Source organism: Williamsia maris, assembly GCF_024171815.1.
GTDB lineage: Bacteria > Actinomycetota > Actinomycetes > Mycobacteriales > Mycobacteriaceae > Williamsia_A > Williamsia_A maris.
In genome coordinates this window covers 131,676-150,185 of the sequence record NZ_JAMTCJ010000002.1, presented here as the reverse complement: position 1 = coordinate 150,185, position 18,510 = coordinate 131,676, and the positions used below count along the sequence as shown (strand labels likewise).

Sequence of the window (18,510 nt, the reverse complement as noted above, 5' to 3'; positions counted from 1 at the left end):
CGTCCGGGCCGGCGTCGAACCCTGGCCCAGATGATCAGCAACCACCCAGGTTGGACGGAGGCGAGCGACCCTGGTCGCCGAGGTTCCCGCGTCTTCCGATACCAATTGACTCGGAGCGTGGACACGCTCGCGCGCTGATGTGGAATCGAGGACGCCGACGATGTCAGAGCTCTTGTACGCCGAGGACCTGGTGATCGGTTCCGAATGGCACCTGGGCAGTTGCGTCGTCACCGAGACCGAGATAATCGAGTTCGCCCGGCAGTGGGACCCGCAGGGGTTCCACGTCGACCCCGACATCGCCGCCGACGGGTTCTTCGGCGGCATCATCGCCAGCGGCATCCACACCATGGCCATGTTCCAGCGACTCGCGGTCCCCGCGGTGTTCGACCGCTGGGCGACCATCGCCGGTCGAGGCATGCGCGACGTCCGACTCCTGCGGCCCGTTCGCCCGGGCACGACGCTGACCGGCACGATGGTCGTCGACGTCGTGGATCTGCATCACCCCGACCGCGCCCGCGTGGAGATGACCGGACGCCTGGTCGAGGACGGCGGGACCGTGCTCGAGATGACGATGGAGATCTCCGCGCGCCGACGCTGATCGGGACGCCGACGGCGTGACTCAGCGCAGGGTGCGCGCGAAGAGTGCCTCGAGTTCGGTGAAGCTGCGCTCGGCACCCGCCTCCTGGTACATCGAGGTGTCGGCCATCGAGTAGCCGTGCGGCGCATCCGGGTAGATCTCGTTCGTCGCGGTCAGACCGGCGGCATCCAGGGCGGCGCCCAATGCCTGCACCGCTTCCGGCGGCATCGAACCGTCGTTGTCGGCGTGGCCGTAGACGAACTCGGCGCGCGCGGTGGCGATCGAGTGATGCGGGCTGTCGGCCTGATCGGTGACCAGTCCGCCGCCGTGGAACCCGGCCGCTGCGACGACGTTGTCGGGGAAGGCTCCCGCATAGCGCGTCACCAACCGCGCACCCATGCAATAGCCGACGGTCCCGACGTGGTCGCCGACGACGGCGTCGAGCCCGAGCAGTGTCTGATGGAACACCGCTGTGTCGGCCGTCGACTTGTCCGTCGTCAGGTTGCCCATCCGCGGTCCGACGCCCTCGAAGAAACTCTCCCGCTCACCGGGCTGCCGCAGGTCGCCTTTGGGCATCAGTTCCTCAGCGGTGCCGTCGCGGTAGAACAGGTTGGGTGTGAGCACCACGTATCCCCAGGACGCGATGCGCTCGGCCATGGTGATGAGCTCGGGCCGGAGACCGATGGCGTCCATGAACAGCAACACGCCGGGTCCTGAACCCGAAGGGGGAGTGGCGACGTGGGCTTCGACGGTGCCGCCGGGGGCTTCGAATGTGATGAGATCCATGACCACAGCGTACGGATCGCTGATGCCCGGCTGATCCTTCGTGAGGTGCAGCAGCCAGTCGCGACCGGTGTCGATCAGGGCGTATCGGACAACCCCTCGCTCACCGTGCAGCTCGAACACCAGTCGTCGCTCGTTGCTGTCGATGAGGTCCCACCAACCGTGATCGGCGATGCTCTTGTGTTCGTCGGTGTAGGTGGCGTGATCCATGTCGTGGTCGCCGACCGCCACGGCGAGCCGGTCGTGCTTGACGTCGGTCGGCATCCCCTTCGGTACCGCCCACGACCTGAGGACACCGTCCTGCTCGAGCCGGAGATCGAAATGCGGACGTGGTTTCCGATGGTCGTGCAGAACAAAGACGGGTTTCACCAGCACCTTTCCGTGGTGCCTGTAACGGTAGTGCCCGGCGGTCAGCGTCCGCGATGTTTCGAGGCGTGCACGGCGAAGAATCGGTTCTCCTCGCCCTGACCGTCGACAGTCAACGCCACGGCCGCGGTGATCGATTCGTGGTCGTAGCCGGTCCACCGTTCGGTGTGCTGGCGGCGGTACTCCGACCACGAACCGACGACAAACTGTTCGACGACGAGTTCGTGGTCGTCCCCGCTGCGATAGAGGCCCCAGCAACTACCGCCGGTGCGGCGTCGTCCGCGGGCGACGCGCGTCATCGCCCGCGCGAAGTCGTCGAGAGAGTCCGGGCGGACCCGGTAGCGCACCGTCACCAACACCGGCCCGTCGTCGGGTTCGGGCTCGAAGACGAGGGTGGGTACCGGCCAGGTCATCGCCACCTCGCGATCCAGCTTCCCGGTGCTCTCCCGCAACGGGAGGTGTCGAACGCTCACCGCGACCACCGCGAGCACGCCGGCCGCCACGAGCAGCGCGGTCCGGTACCCGACCGCGGTGGCGACCACACCCCACACGAAGGAACCGATGGCCTGCGACCCCATGAAGACCAGCAGGTAGGCGCCCATCGCGCGAGCCCGCACCCAGGCAGGCAGTGACAACTGGATTTCGGAGTTGATGGTGGTGAGCGCGGCGATCCACGCGGCGCCTGCGGCGAGCAACGCTGGGACGGCCAACCACAGCGGAGCGAATCCGAGGGCGAGGGTGCCGATCCCGAAAACGGCAGCGCCACCGCCCAACACGATCGACCCCGACACCGACCGTCGAAGGCGCGGTACCAGCACGACGCCCAGCAGTGCCCCGAGCCCGAGGACGCCAAGGATGCCGCCGTACCCGGCCGACCCCAGACCCAGGTGGCTCGACGACGCGACCGGCAGCAACGCCCAGAGCGCGGACGCCGGGAAGGCGAACATCGCCGCCCGCACCATGAGTCGGCGGATGGTCGGTGCGGCGAGGACGTACCGGACGCCGACCACCAGCGATGTCCCGATGCGTTCGCGCTCGATGACGCGGGTGTCGGGTGGGCGGCGCCAGATCGCCAGTGCCCACACCACTGCCAAGTAGCTGACCGCGTTGAGCGCGAACACCGCGCCGGGTCCCGCGGCGGCTACGACGACACCGGCAAGTGCCGGACCCAATGCGCGGGCGCCGTTGACGGTGACGCTGCCCAGCGCGGCGGCGGACGGGATCTGTTCGCGCGGAACGAGTTCGGGCTGGATGGCTTGCCACGCCGGCGACGTCAGCGCCGACCCGGCGCCGAGCAGGAAGGTCGTCACCAACAGCCATGGCGCGGTGAGCAGGCCGGTCCACGCGAGCACGGCCATGACCGCGCCCACCACACCCGAGTACACCGAGAGGGCGATGAGCATGCGCCGGTGGTCGAGCAGATCGGCGAGCACCCCGGCGAGCAGTGAGAACAGGATGGTCGGCGCGAGGCTCGCGGTCTGCACGAGGGCGATGACGGTGGGACTGCTCCCGCGTTCGACGAGAAACCACTGCGCGCCCACCGATTCCATCCACAGGCCGATGTTGGAGACCATCTGCGCCAGGAACAGATTGCGGTAGACCGTGTTGCGCAGCGGAGCCCAGGCGGACCCCTCGGCCGTGGTTGTCATCGCGTGCTGATGGCGCCGTCGAGCCATTCTCCGAAGCTCTGCCACCCGATGCCGGGGTGCGCCGCGTGCAGGGTGTCGATGTCGGCGGAGTAGCCGTGGTCACCGAGGTAGGTGAACATCGCGCGCATGTCGTCGGACCCCAGATCGTTCGGGTCGGCCGCGACGGCGGTGACGTCACGGCCCAACGCTGCGCCGAGGATTGCCGCCATCTCGTCTGGGGTCGGGTTGTCCGAGGCGATGTCGATGCGTCGACCGTCGAACGCCGACGGATCGGTCAGCACGGCGGCCGCGAACCGACCCAGGTCGCGACGCGAGAGTTGCTGCAGAGGCGTCGTCGTCGGGATGGGCAGCTCGAGGCGGCCGCTCGCGCGGATCTCGTCGAGGCTGCCGGCGATGTTGTCGTAGAAATACGTGGGGCCGATGACGGTGTGCGGCCGCCCGGATTCGCGCAGCGCCGCCTCGACGACGGCCTTGCTGTCGAAGTGCGGGATACCGGTGCTGCGATCGGCGTCCGACACGGACGAGAAGACCAGATGCGGTACGTCGGCGGCCGCGGCGAGAATCGACATCCCTGGTCGATCTCCGCCTGCGGACCGCTCTCGAACGGGGTGGTGACCGCGAAGACGGTGTCGGTGCCGGTGAACGCCGCCCGTAGCGCCGCCTGATCCAGGAGGTCGGCCTCGACCACCTCGACGCCCACCGCGGAGAGGGCCTGCGCGCGTGCGGACGAGGCGTGGCGGGTGACGGCCCGCACCGACTCGCCCATCTCCAGCAGTGCGGTGACGACGGCGCCGCCCTGGGCGCCGGTGGCACCGAGCACCGTGTGGTGTGACATGGACGTCCCTTCCTTGATCGCATCGGCAGAACCGATCCGATCAACCCTAGGAATCCACTGCGCGTGTCCGCCCCTCCATGTGGGCCGTGAACACCACGGATTCGGCCGCACCCGCCGGGAAAGCAGAATGCCCGCCCGGTGAGGGGCGGGCATCTGGCGGCGGAGGATAGGGGATTCGAACCCCTGAGGGCTATTAACCCAACCCGCGTTCCAGGCGAGCGCCATAGGCCACTAGGCGAATCCTCCGTCGGGAATGATAGCCGCGCAGGTGACAGGCGCCAAAAATGGCCTGGTCAACGCCCCGCTGTGCGAGCGGCGCGGCACCGTCTACACTTGACGACGGATCCCGCGCGGCGTGCATCCTGTGAACTCCCCCAGGGCCGGAAGGCAGCAAGGGTCAACGGGCTCTCTCGGGTGCGCGGGATCCTCTTATCTATCCTCGACGCCCGGGTTCGGAGCGAAAGGCCAGCGTGAACTTCCACTCGATGAGTGCGACCGAACTCGGTACCACCCGCGACGAGCTGACCACGCTGTACTCGGATCTGCAGGCGGCCGGTCTGAAGCTCGACCTGACCCGCGGGAAGCCCGCTCCCGACCAGCTCGACCTGTCCAACGGACTGTTGTCGCTGCCGGGCGACGACTACCGCGACGGCGCCGGGACCGACTGCCGCAACTACGGCGGCCTGGCCGGTCTGCCCGAGCTCCGCGAGATCTTCGGCGAGCTGATCGCCGTGCCCGCGTCGCAGCTGGTCGCGGCCAACAACTCCAGCCTGCAGCTGATGTACGACCTGACCTCGTACGCGATCCTGCACGGTACCCCCGACTCCGACGGTCCCTGGGGTCAGCAGAAGATCAAATTCCTTTGTCCCGCACCGGGTTACGACCGGCACTTCTCCGTCTGCGAAGCCCTCGGCATCGAGATGATCGCGGTCGAGATGCTGCCTAACGGCCCGGACGTCGACGCCTGCGCGGCGCTCATCGCCGCGGACCCGTCGATCAAGGGACTGTGGGCGGTCCCGACCTACTCCAACCCCACCGGCGTCACCTTCAGCGAGGACGTCGTGAAGGCGCTCGTCGAGATGGACGCGCCCGCCGACTTCCGCATCTACTGGGACAACGCCTACGCCGTCCACACCCTCGCCGACACCGCGCCGACGCCCTACCCGATCCTGGAGATGGCGGCTGCGGCCGGAAACCTCAACCGTCCCTACGTGTTCGCGTCGACGTCGAAGATCACTTTCGCGGGCAGCGGCGTCTCGTTCTTCGGGTCGTCGGAGGCGAACGTGGCCTGGCAGCAGAAGTACGCGGCGTTCAGCAGCATCGGACCCGACAAGGTCAACCAGCTGCGGCATCTGAAGTTCTTCGGCGACGCCGACGGGGTGCGTGCGCACATGGCCCGTCACCGCGAACTGCTGGCGCCGAAGTTCAAGCTGGTCTCGGAGATCCTCAACAACCGACTCGGGTCGTCCAAGGTCGCGTCCTGGACCGATCCCGAGGGCGGCTACTTCGTCAGCCTGGACGTCATCGACGGCACGGCCGCGCGCGTCATCGAGCTGGCCAAGGACGCCGGGATCGCCCTGACCGCAGCCGGTTCGACCTACCCGTACAAGCGTGATCCCTACGATCGCAACATCCGCCTGGCACCGACCTTCCCCGGCCTCGACGAGCTGGGCACCGCGATGGACGGTGTCGCGACCTGTGTTCTCCTGGCGGCAGCGGACAAGCTGCTCGCCGACCAGAAGTCCTGATCGGTGCCGGACCTCCGGGTTCCGCGGCCGGTACTCGTCACCACGATCGCCGTCGCGCTGGGCCTCCTCGCGATCTGGCTGCAGCACGTCGTGGTCGCGTTCGACGAGCCCTTCTGGGGGCTGTTCGACAACCAGCTCGACCTCGACGTCTACCGCGCGGGCGCCCAGACCGTCCTCGACGGCCAACGCCTCTACGACGCGAAGCTGTTGGGCCATCTCGACTACACGTACGCACCCATCTCGGTGCTGCTGTTCACGCCGTTCGCGTGGATGCCGTTCGCCGCGGCCCGCGTCGTGTGGTCGGTGTTGATCTTCGTCGTGCTCTACCTCGTGATCACGCTGAGCTTTCGTAACCTCGGCTACCGCATCACCTGGCAACTGCGCGCGATCTCTGCGTCGCTCGTCGTGATCTCGGCGCTGCTCGAGCCGGTACGCAGCACCATCTGGTTCGGCCAGGTCAACATCTTCCTGATGGCGTTGGTGCTGTGGGACCTGTTGCGCCCGGAATCCTCTCGGCTGCGCGGCGTCGCCACCGGCGTGGCGGCCGGCATCAAGCTGACGCCGCTGATCTTCATCGTCTATCTCGCCGCGCAGCGTCGGTGGCGGTCCGTGGCCGGCGTGCTCGCGGGGTTCGTCGCGACCGTGGTCATCGCGTTCGTCGCTTTTCCGCGCGACTCATGGCAGTACTGGACGGGCACCTTCATCGACTCCGACCGCGTCGGCGTCCCCGACACCGTCGGCAACCAGTCGATCCGCGGCGCGCTCGCGAACAACTTCGCCACCTCGCATCCGTCGACCATCGCGTGGCTGGTGCTCGCGCTCGCCGCGCTGGCCCTCGGGCTCGCCGCGGCGCTGATGGCCCACCGCCGCGGACACGAGCTCCTCGCGCTGACCCTGGTCGGTCTGACCTCGTGTGCGGTGTCGCCGATGTCATGGGGGCACCACTGGGTCTGGATCGTCCCGCTCGGGGTGATCGCGCTGCACCACGTCTTCTCGGCCCGTACCGCGGTGCACCGACTGCTCGCCGGCGCGGGTGTCGTCGGGCTCGTGCTGACGACGTTCGCGTGGCGGACCCACCTCGCCGGGTCGATGACCTTCGTCGGTGTCGAGCACCCGGACGCGTACTACACCGGACTGTTCTTCAAGTACGGCATCAGTTGGCTGCGCTGGTTCACCTATGACCCCTACAACTGGATCTTCGTGGTGGCCGCGGTGACGACGATCGTCGCGCTCGCCACGACCCGGCCGCGAGCCGCCGAGTCCCCGCCTCGCGTCTCGGCGAACCGGTAACCGTCGCCGATCCGAGCGAAAGCGTCCAAAACGGTCTCTGAGCAGTGTGGACGCAGAATCGCCCGACGGCGATCGATGTTCGCTGCCACCCGCTGAGGTGGTTACTATCTCTCACATTCCACGGAAAACAGGGAGAGTGCTGTGAACTCACCGAGTTCGGCCGCCCCCGCCCGGCGACGGGCGGGCAAAAGCCTGCCCCGTCATCCGCTGTTCCTGGTGCTGCTCGCGGTCATCGTCGCGGTCGCGGTGTACGTGCAGCTCACCTACATCCCGATCAACGCCCGCGTCTTCGGACTGTTCAACAACCAGGTCGACCTCAAGGTCTACCGCGCGGGTGCCCTGCATCTGCTGCACGGCATCCCGATCTACGACGGCCCGATCCGCGGCCGCTTCGAATACACCTACCCGCCGTTCTCCACGATCGTCCTGCAGCCGTTCGGGTGGATGTCGAAGGACGTCGCGGTGTTCGTGTGGTCGGTGCTGATCGTCGCGGCCCTGTTCTGGGTGGTCTTCGGATCGTTCCGTGCACTGGGCTACCGGGCCGACTGGCGGCTGGTGGCGATGTCGGTGTCGCTGGTGACCGTCGCCCTGCTCATGGAGCCGGTGCGCACCACCATCTGGTACGGCCAGATCAACGTCTTCCTCATGGCCATCGTCATGTGGGACCTGTTGCGGCCCGACGGGAGTCGACTCAAGGGCATCAGTGTCGGGCTCGCCGCCGGCATCAAGCTCACGCCCGGGTTCTTCGGGCTCTATCTTCTCGTGACCCGTCGCTGGAAGCCTGCGATCATCGCGGCCGTCACCGGGCTGCTCACCGTGGTCATCGGTGCGGCGATCATCCCGCGCGGATCGTGGAAGTTCTGGAGCGACAAGATCTTCGACTCGCAACGCGTCGGACCCACCAGGACCCCCGCGAACCAGTCGATCCGAGGTGCCCTCGCACGTATCTTCACCACCGAGCACCCCAGCAACGGTCTGTGGGTGTTGATGTCGGCGGTGGCGATCGTCATCGGTCTGACCGCGGCGTACCTGGCCTTCCGGCACGGCAACGAGGTCCTGGCGCTGGCCCTGACCGGGATGACGACGACCGCGGTGTCGCCGTTCTCGTGGGGCCACCACTGGGTGTGGTTCGTCCCGCTGCTCGTGGTCGCGATCGATTTCGTCCTCGGGGCGTTGCGCAACCGGCGACCACTCGCCGCCGTCGGCCTGCTGGTCCTGCCGGTGGGGCTGGTGCTCGCGACCTTCATCTGGAGCTTCTACCTTCCCGACGGCGCCCTCGGGTTGCGGCCGTTCTACGGCATCGGGACGTTCATGAACCCGGTGCCGGACTGGTTCCGGTGGTTCGGCACGCAGCCCTACATCTGCGTGTTCGGTCTGACCGCGCTGACCACCATCGCGGTGTGCCTGACGAGGTCGTCGAACGGGTCGTCGGTCGACGACGCACAGGGGCCTGTGGATGACGGCCTCGGCGCCTCGAGCGCCGTCGGTCCACGCCGGTAGTCTCTTCGACGTGGCCCTGTACCGGACGTATCGACCCGCTACGTTTGCCGACGTCGTCGGCCAAGAACACGTCACCGAACCGTTGTGCCGCGCTCTCGATTCCGGCCGCATCAACCACGCGTATCTGTTCTCCGGCCCCCGCGGCTGCGGCAAGACGTCGTCGGCACGCATCCTGGCCCGCTCACTCAACTGCGTGCAGGGCCCGACGTCGACGCCATGCGGTGTCTGCGCCTCGTGCGTCGCGCTTGCCCCTGGCGGGCCGGGCAACCTCGACGTGATCGAGCTCGACGCCGCCAGCCATGGTGGTGTCGACGACACCCGCGATCTCCGGGACAAGGCGGGGTACTCGCCGGCCGAGTCGCGCTACCGCGTGTTCATCGTGGACGAGGCCCACATGGTGACCAACGCGGGCTTCAACGCGCTGCTCAAGATCGTCGAGGAGCCGCCGGAGCACCTCATCTTCATCTTCGCCACCACCGAGCCGGAGAAGGTCCTGCCGACCATCCGCTCGCGAACGCACCACTACCCGTTCCGCCTGCTCCCGCCGCAGGTGATGCGCGGGCTGCTGGAGAAGATCTGCGGGCAGGAAGGGGTGCAGGTCGCGCCCCCGGTCTTCCCACTGGTCATCCGCGCGGGTGGGGGTTCGCCCCGTGACTCGCTCAGCGTGCTCGACCAGCTCCTCGCCGGAGCCGGGGACGACGGCGTCACCTACGAACGAGCGCTGGCCCTGCTCGGTGTCACCGACGTCGCCCTCATCGATGAGTCCGTCGACGCACTGGCCGCGGGTGACGGCGCATCGTTGTTCGGTGCGGTCGAACGCCTCGTCGACGCCGGACACGACCCGCGCCGCTTCGCGGTCGATCTGCTCGAGCGACTCCGCGATCTCATTCTCCTGCAGGCGGTTCCGGATGCCGCGGACCGCGGTCTGGTGGAGGCGCCCGGCGACCAGATCGAGCGGATGCGCGACGAGGTCGATCGCATCGGACCGGCCACCCTCACCCGTTACGCCGAGACGGTGCATGCGGCGCTCGGTGAGATGCGCGGCACCACCTCGCCGCGGTTGCTGCTCGAGGTGATGTGCGCACGGATGCTGCTGCCCGCCGCGACCGACGCGGAATCAGCGGTGCTGCAGCGACTCGAACGCATCGAGGCGCAGCTCGTCGGTGGTGCACCCGTCGTGGCGCGCGCCGCGGCCGCCGCGACCGCTCCCGCTGCGGCGTCGGGTCCCGGTGCGCCGGTGTCCGAGCCCGCGCCGGACTCGAAGTTCGTCCGACGCTCCCAGCAGCGCGCCGAGCCGGAGGTCGAGGCCACCCCGGAGCCCGCCGCGCAGGTGGTGGCCGCCCCGCCGGCTGCCCCTGAACCGGTCACCCCCGTGGCCGCGCCGGCTCCCACGCCCGAACCGCGGCCCGAGCCGACCCCGGACCCCGCGCCGGTCGAGACCGTCGCACCCGAGGTCGTCGCGGCCGCTCCCGTTGCGCCCCCGCCGGCGGACACCGAGCCCGTCGCACCGGAAGAACCCGCGCTGATCGAGCCACCGGAGACCGACGAGCCGCCGGAGCCGGAGCCGCCGCTCGCCGACGAACCGGCCGCCGAGTCGGAACCCGTCGTCGAACCGCCCGAGGTCGAGGAGCCGACACTCGTCGAGCCCGAGCCCGAGCCCGAGCCCGAGCCGGAGCCGGAGCCGGAGCCCGCGGCGGCGTCGACGCCTGCGACCCCGGACGCCGCGGCAGTGCGCGCGGTGTGGTCCGAGGTGCGCACCAAGGTTCGTGATCACGACAAGGTCGTCGAGGTGATGTTGTCCGGCGCCACCGTCCGCGGTGTCGAGGGCTCCACCCTGGTGATCAGCCACGACAACGCACCACTCGTCGCACGTCTGGCGTCCGATCGCGGCACCGCGGTGATCGCGGCCGCCATGCACGATGTGTTCGGCGGCGCGTGGACCGTGCGGTGTGAGCACCTGCCCAACGACACCGTCACGGTGAAGACCGTGGCCGACCCGGCCGGTCCCGGACGGGCCAAGGCGGCCGGGCAGAAGAACACCTACACCCGACGCGGTGGACGCGCCGCCGGCGACGGGCCACCGGCGTCATCGGATGAGCCGCCTCCGCCGGAAGAGCCCTCCCCGGTACCCGAGGCTCCACCGGTCGCCGACGACGAACTCACCGACGCCGAGCGCGACGAGATGGCCGCCGATGCCCGCGACAACGATCCGGACCCGCGGCAGGATCCCGAGCAGGTCGCGATGGCGTTGCTGGCGTCCGAACTCGGCGCCCGCCGTATCGACGGCTGAACGTCGATGCGCGCCTACGGTTCACACGCGCGCCCAGGTGGGCGCGCATACGAACGGGGAGCGCGCGTACGCAGGCTGGACGGCTGCGGTCGTCGTGGTCGAATGACCCAGTGGTGAGCGTTTCGGTGACGGAGCTCGACGCCCGCGGGCCGTCGGCGGAATATCGGTCGTCGCCGCGGTGCTGACAGCGGCATGACGGTCGTCAACGACACCCCGCGGCGGCAGGCGCTCGATCGCGCCCTCTCAGCCTTGGAATGGACCCTGGTCGAATCGTGTGGCGTCGAGCTCGAGGCCGGTCGCGCGATCGAGCGGTCGGACGGTCCGGCCGGGTTCGTCTTCGTCTCGACAGGTCTGGCGACGCTCTGGGTCGGCGACGACGACGGGATCGACGTGGCCGAGGGGGATCTGGTCTTTCTTCCTCGTGTTCACCGCTACCGTCTCCGCGCGCAGACCCGGACGTCCGCGGTGCGAGTGAGCATGGTGCCGACGGTGGACGGCCGCACGAGCGTGAACACGCTGCCCGCGGTCATGGTCGTGCACCGGTTCTCCCACCATGAGCCCCAGGTGATCGCCCTGATCGAGGACATGAGCGCTGGGTGCGAGCCGGACGGTTCGACGCGGCCCGGGGATTCGATCATCTGCAGTCGGATCGGCACCATGGTCGCCTCGGTGGCTGTTCGGCGGTGGTTCGAACTCGGCTGCGCGGAAGCCGGCTGGCTCCGGCAGGTCCAGGACCCTCACGTGAGCAGGGCCGTCGATGAACTCCATCGAGACCTCGGACGGGCCTGGACGGTCGACGAGCTGGCTCGCGTGGCTGCGATGTCACGGTCGGCTTTCGCGGTGCGGTTCCGAGACCTGTTCGGGCAGCCTCCCGTCGCCTATCTCGCAGCAGCGCGCATCGACGCGGCCAAACGGATGCTCGCACGCGGTGACACGACAGTCACCGAGGTGTCGCACCGGTTGGGATACGGTTCCGACGCAGGTTTCAGCCGCGCGTTCCAGCGGCACGAGGGGGTCTCGCCTGCACGCTGGCGGACGGCACGCCAGGAGTCATCAGACCGCCTCGTCTGACACCTGTGCCACCGACAGGCGGGCTGTGCTGAAGATGATCGCGCCGGCCAGGGCGGTGGTCGCGGCTATGAGGACCGCTGTCCGGATGCCGGCACTGTCCACGAGCAGACCGCCGGCACCGGCGCCGAGTGTGATGGCGAGCTGGAACCCGGCCACGACCAGCCCGCCGCCTGCCTCCAGTCGGTCTCCTGCGGCCCGCGCCATCCAGGTGGACACGACTGTCAGCCAGGCGCCGAAGGAGAATCCCCACGCGGCAACGGCTACGGCGATCACGGCAACCTGACCGGGAAAGATCCCCAGGCCCGCGATACCGACGGACATCAGGAGCGGCACCGCCAGTCGCAGGACCGAGAGGTGACGGTCGATCAGCACGCCCACGACGAGATTGCCGACGAAGCCCCCGATCCCGAACACGATCAGCAGAACGGCCGCGCCGGTCGAGCCGAGCGATGGTGACTGATCCAGTGCGGACCGAATGTAGGTGAACGCGGCGAAGTGACCCAGAACCACCAGGACGTGGCCGACCAGCCCCCAGGCCACGCCGGGCACGGCGAGGGCGTCGCCGAGGCCGCGGAGACCGGTCGCGGCGCCGGGTGTCACGGGAGGCAGGACGAGTCGCACGGCGACCGCCACGACGGCGCTGAGCGCCGCGGCACCCAGAAAGACGCTGCGCCAGTCGAGGATTGATCCGAGGTAAAGGCCCAGGGGCACTCCCGCGACGGTCGCGAGGGTGGTGCCGGTGTTGACGGCCATGACGGCGCGGCCCAGGTGCTCCGGGGCACTCAGGCGGGCGGCGACGGCCAGCGACATCGCCCAGAATCCACCGATGGCCGCCCCGAGGAGCAGGCGTGCGATGAGGAGGGTCAACAGATTCGGCGCGACGGCGACGACGACGTTCGAGACCGTGGCGCCGACCACCAGCCAGACCAGGAGGGCGCGTCGGTCGAGTCGCGGGAAGATGACGGCGATCGTCGGTGCGGTGAGCAGCCCGACGAACGCGGTCACGGTCACGGCTTGTCCCGCCTGCCCCTCGGTGACGCCCAGGGACTCGGCCATCGACGGCAGCAGGCTCGGTGGGAGGAACTCGGCGGTCACCAGGACGAAGCTCGTCGCCATCATCGTCACCACCGCCCACCAGGCAGTGCGAGTCCGCAGGATGGGGGCTGCGTCGGTCTGTGTCGTCATGCGACCAGCGTGACGGTTCGATGCTCTGGGCGCATGACCGTGCGTCCACCGCACCTGACCATCCGTCTACCTCGCCTCGGCGACGTGGTCCCTCTGCAGGTGACGTGGCCGGAGCATGGCCGCACCGATCCGTCCTGCGAGGTGGGACCGGAGTTCGCTGCTGTCAGGCGTTCCACCACGGCCGCAAGGGAAGGCCGTTGGAACCGTCGTCGGTGAGCTTGACGCCGAGGACCTGATGCAACTGGATGATGTTGCGCTCGAAGCCCACCCGGCAACCGGCCAGGTACAGGCCCCACAGTCGAGCCGTCGACTCGCCGACCTCCTCGACCGCCGCGTCCCAGTTCTCCACCAGATTGCGGTTCCAGTCACGCAGCGTCATCGCGTAGTGCTCGCGCAGGTTCTCCTCGTGCACCACCTCGAGTCCGCCGACGTCCTGCACGGCCGAGATGATGGTGCCCGAGCCGGTCAGCTCCCCGTCGGGGAACACGTACCGGTCGATGAAGGCGCCCGCCTTGTGCTTGCCCTTGTTGTCCGGGCGGGTGATGCAGTGGTTCAGGAAGAGTCCGCCGGGCTTGACCTTGTCGCGCATGAACCCGAAGTACGACGGGTAGTTCGCGACGCCGATGTGCTCGGTGAGTCCGATGGAGGAGACGGCGTCGAAACCGGACTCGGTGACGTCGCGGTAGTCGCTGAAGCGGACCTCGGCGAACTCGCTGAGCCCTTCGTCGACGATCGCCTTCTGCGCCCAGGCCGCCTGCTCGGCCGACAGTGTCGCACCGATTGCGTACACGCCCTGGCGGGCGGCGTAGCGGACCATTCCGCCCCAGCCGCAACCGATGTCGAGCAGTCGGTCGCCCGGCTTGAGCTGTAGCTTCTCGAAGACGAGTCGGTACTTGTTGTCCTGGGCCGTCTCCAGGCTCGCATCGCGTTCGGGGTAGCAGGCGCACGTGTAGGTCATCGACGGTCCGAGCACCCACTCGTAGAACGTGTTCGAGACGTCGTAGTGGTGGTGGATCGCCTCGGCGTCACGGGTACGGCTGTGCCGCAGGCCTTCTGCGATGCGCCGCCAACGCGGCTGCGCCTCCTGTGCCGGCGGCGCGATCGGCTTGAACGCCTCGAGGCCGAGGGACCGGGTGATCGTGGCCATCGTCATCGCGCTCGGGCGGGCGAAGCTCACGTTGGCCGACAACGCCTTGAGCGAGTCGTACGGGTCGCCCGGGTGGCTGCCGCGCAGGTTGAGGTCGCCCGAGATGTAGGCGCGTGCGAGACCGAGATCGCCTGGGGCGGTGACGAGATAGGTCGTACCGCGGGGAGTGACCAGGTCGAGGCCGAACTCGGCGTCCTCGGGTCCGGCAGCGCTGCCGTCGTAGGCGGTGACACGGACCGACAGGTCGCCGCCGGCCACGGCCTCGACGATCTCGGCCAGCGACATCTTCGGGCTGCTGCTGCGAGTGGAGCGCGACGTCCCCGAACTCGAGGAATTGCTGTTGTCCTTGAAAGTCGTCATTGACGCTTCACCGCCTTTGCGTAGAGGTCCAGGAATCGTGATCCGGGGTCGTGATGTTTGCGCAGCAGGCGGTAGGACTCGCCGCCGTAGAGCTCGTCGAACTCCGCCTCGTCGTAGAACGAGTCGGAGTACAGCGACTTGTGGCCGTCCAGTTCGGAGACCTTGCGCTCGATGAGCCGGTTGGCCCGGCCCTCCGGTTCGCCCTCGATCTTCGGGACGGCCGACCAGAAGCCGACGTTGACGTAGGTGTGCCGGGGTGCCAGCGGATAGAGCGGCCAGGGACGACTCGGATCGGCGCCGGTGGGCAGCGGTTCATGGAGTCGCAACGGGCACAACCAGATCGGCTCGATCGGGATGTTCTCGAGAAACCACGCGATGAACTCGGCGGTGCGTTCGATCGGCACCTCGATGTCTTGTACGACCCGCTCGTTCGGCGGCTCACCCTTACGGGCGTTGAGCCGGTCGGCGATGTCGAAGCGGTGGTCGAGCGCGATGAGTTTCCAGTAGAAGCTGCTGCGCAGCAACCGCTTCGGCCAGAGCCGACGTATCTTCGGGTTCTGCGCACCGAATGCGCGCGAGCACCAGAACCAGTCGGTGTCCCAGCGCCACAGGTAGTCGTGGATCGTCAGCCGATCCCGCTTCGGGGTCGAGGCGGCCGGATGCTGGATGGATCGATAGAAGATGTCGGTGCCGGTGTAGTCGCTGACCGGCCCGGGCTCGGCGCTGCGCCGCCCGAGGGTCAGGTAGGACTCGGTGGCCGAGAACACGACTCCGTCGAGGTAGTCCACGACCTCGCCGTCGTGGCTGCGGTCGGTGACGATGCGATCCATCGTCTCCTGCAGCGTGGCGACGTCGTCGAAGCGCAGATGGCGCAGTTCGACGAACGGGTCCACCTTCTCGAGCTCGATCTTCAATCGCGTGCTGTAGCCGAGCGTTCCGTAGGAATTGGGGAACCCGAAGAACAGGTCGGACCGCTCGTTGGTAGGGCTGACCGTGACGATCTCGCCGGCTCCGGTGAGCACGTCCATCTCGCGGACGGTCTCGTGCGGCAACCCGTTTCGGAACGACGTGCTCTCGATTCCCAGTCCGGTGACCGCGCCACCGAGGGTGATGGTCTTGAGCTGTGGGACCACCAGCGGCGCGAGACCATAGGGGAGCGTGGCGTCGACGAGGTGCTCGTAGGTGCACATGCCGGCGACGTCGGCGGTCATGGCGTCGGCGTCGACCTCGATGACACGGTCGAGACCAGAGACGTCGAGACCCGGATACGGGTTCTTGGCACGGCGGCGGAACAGATTCGACGTTTTCTTCGCAAGTCGGACACGTGCATGTGACGGGATCGCGCGGTAGCTCGCCAGCAGGGTCTCGACCCCCGCGGCGAAGGCGTCCCAGCCCATCTCCCGGTCGCTGCTCGTCGACCTGTCTGCACTCATATTCTTGTGAACCTCTTTGGTTGCTCACGTCGGCACGGCGGCTGCCACCGACGCGGCGAAGCCGTCCTCGCCGTCCCGCCCGCGACCCGCGCCCGAACCCACTGAGCCTAGGACTCCTGCGTCTGCACCGCCAACCAACCGTGCGACACCAGCGGCTGATCCGAAGGTGAACAACAGCCGATCCGAGCCGGTGGCCTCCGCCGGGCGGGCGACGTGGCAGCATCGATTCCATGGATGCCACCGCGCTGCGCAATCTGCAGAAACCCCTCAAGGACAGCTACCGCGACGACCCGGGCGCCGCGATCGCCCCGCTGCACGCGGTCGGCACGTTCACCGACGACGACATCACCTGCACGGTCGACACGTGGGCCGGATCGGTGCGCGCCGGTCTGCACCCGACCACCGGTGGCGACGGCAGCGAGGCCTGCTCGGGCGACATGTTGCTGCAGGCCCTGGTGGCGTGCGCGGGTGTGACGTTCCGGTCGGTCGCGACGGCGATGTCGTTGGACATCCGCAACGCCCAGGTCCGCGCCGACGGCGCATTCGACGCCCGCGGAACCCTGGGCGTCGACCGCGATACGCCGGTCGGGATGACCGACATCTCGCTGACCTTCACCTTCGACACCGACGAGGACGACGTGAAGATCGACAAGCTCCTCGAACTGACCGAGCGCTACTGCGTCGTCGCCCGCACCCTGGCCGGTTCGGCCCCGGTGGAGGTACGTCGCGGCTGAGGCCGCCCACACCGCAGCGCCCCCAGGTCACACACCTCCGTATCCTTGCGAGCGACATCGGAGTCCATGGACACGCAAGGGGAGTGATTCGTCGTGGCACAGGTTTCGGCTACACAGTCGATCGACATCAACGCAACACCGGATTCGGTGCTGGCGGCACTGAGTGACTACGCCGTCGTGCGTCCGCAGATCCTGCCCGAGCAGTACCTCGACTACCAGGTCATCAGCGGCACCACCGGTGCGGGCACGGTCGCACAGTGGACGTTGCAGGCGACGTCGAAGCGCTCGCGCAACGTGAAGGCCACCGTTGCGGTCAACGGCTCGACCATCACCGAGAACGACGAGAACTCGACCATGGTGACCACCTACACCGTCTCGCCCCAGGGCAACGGGTCGATGGTGGAGACCACCACGTCGTGGAAGGGCGCAGGCGGTATCGGCGGCTTCTTCGAGAAGACGTTCGCCCCCAAGGGGCTCAACCGCATCCAGTCCGCCCTCCTGGGCAACCTCAAGTCCCGCCTGGAGAAGTGATCGCGACGGGCGGGTTCGACGCGGGTCGGTAGCGCGGCGATGGGCCGACGCCGGAGGTCGTCGCCGCTGCCGCCACGGCACGGTGTCGACGCCACGCGCGTGGTGCTGCGGACCACCGACGAGCTGTTGATCGACGCCCTGCGCCGGGCGCCTGCGTTGTCGGATCTCGACGAGGCCGGCCTGCTCGCGCGGTTCGCGGCACGCGAGATCGTCGACCTGTCGGGGTCGCCGCTCGATCCGTCGACCCCGACCACCCCCGGGGCGCCGGTCTATCTCTATCGCGACCTGCCGGTGGAGGTCGCGATCCCGTTCGACCTGCCGGTGTTGCACGCCGACGACGACATCATCGTCGTCGACAAGCCGCACTTCCTGGCCACGATGCCGCGCGGCGTGCACGTGGTGGAGACCGCCCTGGTGCGTCTGCGTCGCGAGTTCGGCACCGACCTCATCAGCCCGGCCCATCGACTCGACCGCCTTACCGCGGGCGTCTTGCTCTTCACCCGACGACCGCAGGCGCGACGCGACTACCAGGCGTTGTTCGCCGATCGGCTCGTGCAGAAGGAGTACCGGGCGGCGGCGCCGGTGCGGACCGATCTGCGGCTGCCCGCCGACGTGGAGAACCGGATCCTCAAGGACTCCGGTGACCTCCGAGCGCGGGTGGTCGACGGCGAGGTCAACGCGCGCAGTCGGGTCGAGCTGCTCGACGCCTCTTCGGACGCGACGGCCGGGCTGGCCGAGTACCGGCTGACGCCGCACACCGGCCGGACGCACCAGCTGCGACTCCACATGGCAGGCCTGGGCATCCCCATCGACGGCGACCCGCTCTACCCCGAGGTCCGCGCGGAGCTCGCGGCCCGACCCGACTCCGGCGACTTCACCCGGCCCCTGCGTCTGGTCGCCCACCGACTCGAGTTCGACGACCCGCTCACCGGCCGACGGCGCGTGTTCTGCAGTACCCGGTCGGTGTTGTCCGAAGATGAGGTGTCCGAGGACGGGGTGTGAGGAGATGGG

At 68.5% G+C, this 18,510-nt stretch carries 15 protein-coding genes, 1 tRNA gene, 1 other RNA gene and 1 pseudogene; 10 read left to right on the top strand and 8 right to left on the bottom strand.

Going from position 1 to position 18,510, the window contains the following annotated elements:
• Positions 1 to 160: 160 nt before the first annotated feature.
• On the top strand, positions 161 to 598 hold the full coding sequence (locus LX13_RS07585; protein WP_253660738.1) for a MaoC/PaaZ C-terminal domain-containing protein: 438 nt from the start codon (positions 161 to 163) through the stop codon (positions 596 to 598).
• 21 nt (positions 599 to 619) lie between these two features.
• On the opposite strand, the gene LX13_RS07580 is transcribed toward LX13_RS07585, so the two are convergent.
• From LX13_RS07580 to LX13_RS07565, 5 genes and pseudogenes are all read right to left on the bottom strand, one after another.
• Entirely contained in the window at positions 620 to 1,729 is a 1,110-nt protein-coding gene (locus tag LX13_RS07580) for a dienelactone hydrolase family protein (protein ID WP_253660737.1), read from the bottom strand.
• Positions 1,730 to 1,770: 41 nt separating this feature from the next.
• Complete coding sequence (locus tag LX13_RS07575) at positions 1,771 to 3,375, bottom strand: MFS transporter (protein WP_253660736.1); 1,605 nt, start codon at positions 3,373 to 3,375, stop codon at positions 1,771 to 1,773.
• Positions 3,372 to 3,944, bottom strand: coding sequence for an NmrA family NAD(P)-binding protein (locus tag LX13_RS07570; protein ID WP_505011330.1), 573 nt, complete (start codon positions 3,942 to 3,944; stop codon positions 3,372 to 3,374). Before LX13_RS07570 ends, LX13_RS07575 begins: the two co-directional genes overlap by 4 nt.
• A gap of 59 nt (positions 3,945 to 4,003) precedes the next feature.
• Positions 4,004 to 4,141, bottom strand: a pseudogene (locus LX13_RS23625) (NmrA family NAD(P)-binding protein); the annotation flags it as partial.
• Between the two features lie 229 nt (positions 4,142 to 4,370).
• Positions 4,371 to 4,456: transfer RNA gene (locus LX13_RS07565), tRNA-Ser, on the bottom strand.
• 92 nt (positions 4,457 to 4,548) lie between these two features.
• On the opposite strand from LX13_RS07565, the gene ffs reads away from it, so the two are divergent.
• The 6 genes from ffs to LX13_RS07535 all read left to right on the top strand — a co-directional run bounded on the left by ffs (position 4,549) and on the right by LX13_RS07535 (position 12,109).
• An RNA gene (gene ffs / locus LX13_RS07560) (signal recognition particle sRNA small type) lies at positions 4,549 to 4,643 on the top strand.
• Between the two features lie 37 nt (positions 4,644 to 4,680).
• Positions 4,681 to 5,958: an aspartate aminotransferase type Ic gene (locus LX13_RS07555; protein WP_253660735.1), complete on the top strand. Its 1,278-nt coding sequence runs from the start codon at positions 4,681 to 4,683 to the stop codon at positions 5,956 to 5,958.
• Between the two features lie 3 nt (positions 5,959 to 5,961).
• The gene (locus tag LX13_RS07550; protein WP_253660734.1) at positions 5,962 to 7,248 is read left to right on the top strand and encodes a glycosyltransferase 87 family protein; all 1,287 of its coding nucleotides are present in this window, start codon (positions 5,962 to 5,964) and stop codon (positions 7,246 to 7,248) included.
• A 141-nt stretch (positions 7,249 to 7,389) separates the two neighbouring features.
• Entirely contained in the window at positions 7,390 to 8,748 is a 1,359-nt protein-coding gene (locus tag LX13_RS07545) for a glycosyltransferase 87 family protein (RefSeq protein ID WP_253660733.1), read from the top strand.
• Between the two features lie 10 nt (positions 8,749 to 8,758).
• Complete coding sequence (locus LX13_RS07540) at positions 8,759 to 11,038, top strand: DNA polymerase III subunit gamma and tau (protein ID WP_253660732.1); 2,280 nt, start codon at positions 8,759 to 8,761, stop codon at positions 11,036 to 11,038.
• Between the two features lie 192 nt (positions 11,039 to 11,230).
• Positions 11,231 to 12,109, top strand: a complete 879-nt coding sequence (locus LX13_RS07535; protein ID WP_253660731.1) for an AraC family transcriptional regulator — start codon at positions 11,231 to 11,233, stop codon at positions 12,107 to 12,109.
• Here the strand turns inward: LX13_RS07535 and LX13_RS07530 are convergent.
• The 3 genes from LX13_RS07530 to LX13_RS07520 form a co-directional block, all read right to left on the bottom strand.
• A complete protein-coding gene (locus LX13_RS07530; RefSeq protein WP_253660730.1) occupies positions 12,092 to 13,294 on the bottom strand; it encodes an MFS transporter in 1,203 nt (400 codons plus the stop codon). The two genes, LX13_RS07535 and LX13_RS07530, sit on opposite strands and share 18 nt — an antisense overlap.
• A 163-nt stretch (positions 13,295 to 13,457) precedes the next feature.
• Positions 13,458 to 14,801, bottom strand: coding sequence for a class I SAM-dependent methyltransferase (locus tag LX13_RS07525; RefSeq protein ID WP_253660729.1), 1,344 nt, complete (start codon positions 14,799 to 14,801; stop codon positions 13,458 to 13,460).
• Positions 14,798 to 16,198: an FAD-binding oxidoreductase gene (locus tag LX13_RS07520; RefSeq protein WP_253661780.1), complete on the bottom strand. Its 1,401-nt coding sequence runs from the start codon at positions 16,196 to 16,198 to the stop codon at positions 14,798 to 14,800. The genes LX13_RS07525 and LX13_RS07520 overlap by 4 nt, the downstream gene beginning before the upstream one ends.
• Positions 16,199 to 16,464: 266 nt before the next feature.
• On the opposite strand from LX13_RS07520, the gene LX13_RS07515 reads away from it, so the two are divergent.
• From LX13_RS07515 to LX13_RS07505, 3 genes are all read left to right on the top strand, one after another.
• Complete coding sequence (locus LX13_RS07515) at positions 16,465 to 16,968, top strand: OsmC family protein (protein ID WP_253660728.1); 504 nt, start codon at positions 16,465 to 16,467, stop codon at positions 16,966 to 16,968.
• 93 nt (positions 16,969 to 17,061) lie between these two features.
• Positions 17,062 to 17,499, top strand: a complete 438-nt coding sequence (locus LX13_RS07510) for an SRPBCC family protein (RefSeq protein WP_253660727.1) — start codon at positions 17,062 to 17,064, stop codon at positions 17,497 to 17,499.
• 39 nt (positions 17,500 to 17,538) lie between these two features.
• Positions 17,539 to 18,501, top strand: a complete 963-nt coding sequence (locus LX13_RS07505) for a pseudouridine synthase (RefSeq protein ID WP_253660726.1) — start codon at positions 17,539 to 17,541, stop codon at positions 18,499 to 18,501.
• Positions 18,502 to 18,510: the final 9 nt, after the last annotated feature.

Excerpts from the sequence above, each read along its gene's own strand:
- LX13_RS07575 (WP_253660736.1), bottom strand. The coding sequence starts at position 3,375 with ATGACAACCACGGCCGAGGGGTCCGCCTGGGCTCCGCTGCGCAACACG.
- LX13_RS07515 (WP_253660728.1), top strand. The coding sequence starts at position 16,465 with ATGGATGCCACCGCGCTGCGCAATCTGCAGAAACCCCTCAAGGACAGC.
- LX13_RS07570 (WP_505011330.1), bottom strand. The coding sequence starts at position 3,944 with ATGTCGATTCTCGCCGCGGCCGCCGACGTACCGCATCTGGTCTTCTCG.
- LX13_RS07585 (WP_253660738.1), top strand. The coding sequence starts at position 161 with ATGTCAGAGCTCTTGTACGCCGAGGACCTGGTGATCGGTTCCGAATGG.
- LX13_RS07505 (WP_253660726.1), top strand. The coding sequence starts at position 17,539 with ATGGGCCGACGCCGGAGGTCGTCGCCGCTGCCGCCACGGCACGGTGTC.
- LX13_RS07520 (WP_253661780.1), bottom strand. The coding sequence starts at position 16,198 with ATGGGCTGGGACGCCTTCGCCGCGGGGGTCGAGACCCTGCTGGCGAGC.
- LX13_RS07535 (WP_253660731.1), top strand. The coding sequence starts at position 11,231 with ATGACGGTCGTCAACGACACCCCGCGGCGGCAGGCGCTCGATCGCGCC.
- LX13_RS07530 (WP_253660730.1), bottom strand. The coding sequence starts at position 13,294 with ATGACGACACAGACCGACGCAGCCCCCATCCTGCGGACTCGCACTGCC.
- LX13_RS07525 (WP_253660729.1), bottom strand. The coding sequence starts at position 14,801 with ATGACGACTTTCAAGGACAACAGCAATTCCTCGAGTTCGGGGACGTCG.